1 protein-coding gene is annotated in these 1,580 nt (G+C 72.3%); it reads left to right on the top strand.

The window, feature by feature from the left end; all coding sequences use genetic code 11:
• Positions 1–156: 156 nt before the first annotated feature.
• Positions 157–1,580 (top strand): NACHT domain-containing protein (locus U9980_RS27245; protein ID WP_322770549.1); only part of this gene is annotated, 1,424 nt, incomplete at its 3' end.

Here is a 1,580-nt window from a genome sequence, read left to right as displayed (position 1 = left end):
AGCCCACCACCCGGCCGTCGCACCCGTCGGCTCATAGGAGCGCCCGGTTCGACACAACGTGACCTTCAGTGATGTATATCGCTGAATCTGAGCTGGTTGATGGCGTGCGGACCTGGCGGTGTGCGGGCGCTGACGGCTGGTCGTGATGATGGTGACATGGGGGGATCTCGGACGCGGCGCACCGGTCTGATCACGCTGCTGCTGCTGGGTTTGTCGGCTGGTGTCACCGGTGTCCTGGCGTGGTTGCTGGCGCCGGACTCGGCGATCGCCTGGATCGGGGTGGTGGGCGGTGTCCTGGGGCCCCCAGGGCTGTGGCTGGCGTGGGCCTCCTACCGGGACGACCGAGCCGACAACGCGGACCTGACGGTGGAGCAGGTCGCCGATCAGATCGCGGTCGCGGTCCGCGACCAGTGGACGGCTGAGGCGGAGCTGCGCAGGCTGAACGATCCGTACGCGCTGCCGGTGCGCTGGCAGCCGGCGGATCCGGGGCTGGTGCAGGACTGGGCGTCGTTGGTCCGGTTGGCGACCGCCGGCGGTGCCGGCTGGCCGTCCCCACCGCCAGCGGGGACCTGGGCCGCTGGGCCGGCCGGGCTTGCCGGCAGCGACAACGAGCTGATTGAGGCGCTGGACCGGGTGCCGACCGGGCGGCTGGTGGTGCTCGGCGAGCCGGGTGCGGGCAAGACGATACTGCTGGTGCGCTTGGTGTTGGCCCTGCTTGCCCGGCGTGGCCCCGCCGAGCCGGTACCGGTGCTGGTGCCGTTGGCTTCCTGGAACCCGACCGGGCAGCACCTGTACGACTGGTTGGAAACCCGGCTGATCGCCGACCATCCCGGTCTGGGTGACCCGGCCCCGGGGCCCGGCGGGTTGAGTCGGGGGCGGGCGCTGCTGAACGCAGGGCTGATCGTGGCGGTCTTGGACGGGCTGGATGAGATCCCGGAAACGGTCCGGGGCGGTGCGATCGCCCGGATCAACGAGGCGTTGCGGCCGGGGCAGCGGCTGGTCCTGGCTGCCCGCAGCCGGCCCTACCAGGCAGCCGTACGCCCGGCCGGGGGAATCGAGGTCCGTCTGACCGGTGCCGCGGGCGTCGAACTGTGCCCGCTCGACGCCGCCGCCATCACCGACTACCTGCACGCCTCCGCGGGTGGGCCGGCTGCGGCCGCCCGGTGGGACCCGGTATTGGCCACCCTCACCGCCAGCGCTCCCCCTCCGGTGGCGCAGGCACTGACCACCCCCCTGATGACCACCTTGGCCCGCACCATCTACAACCCTCGCCCAGGCGAGGCGCTGACCGCCGTCCCTCGTCGACCGCTCGAGCTACTCAACCCGGGTCTCTTTCCCACCCGCTCCGCGGTCGAAGAGCACCTGTTCGACGCCTTCATCCCCGCCGCCTACCGGCCCCATCCCGACCCGGCCCGGCGCTGCCCCTGGCCGGCAGCCGACGCCGAACGGTGGCTGGTCTTCCTCGCCCGCCACCTCGACCACAACCTGCACGGCACCCCCGACCTTGCCTGGTGGCAACTCCCCACCTGTCTCACCACACCGGCGCTGGCTTCCCCGGCTCGCGGTCGGGCTCCCGGCCG

The sequence above is a fragment of the Protofrankia sp. Cr1 genome, from assembly GCF_963555865.1.
Taxonomy (GTDB): Bacteria; Actinomycetota; Actinomycetes; order Frankiales; family Frankiaceae; genus Protofrankia.
Note: the sequence above shows the minus strand (reverse complement) of the source record. Positions and strands in the feature narration are given on the sequence as shown.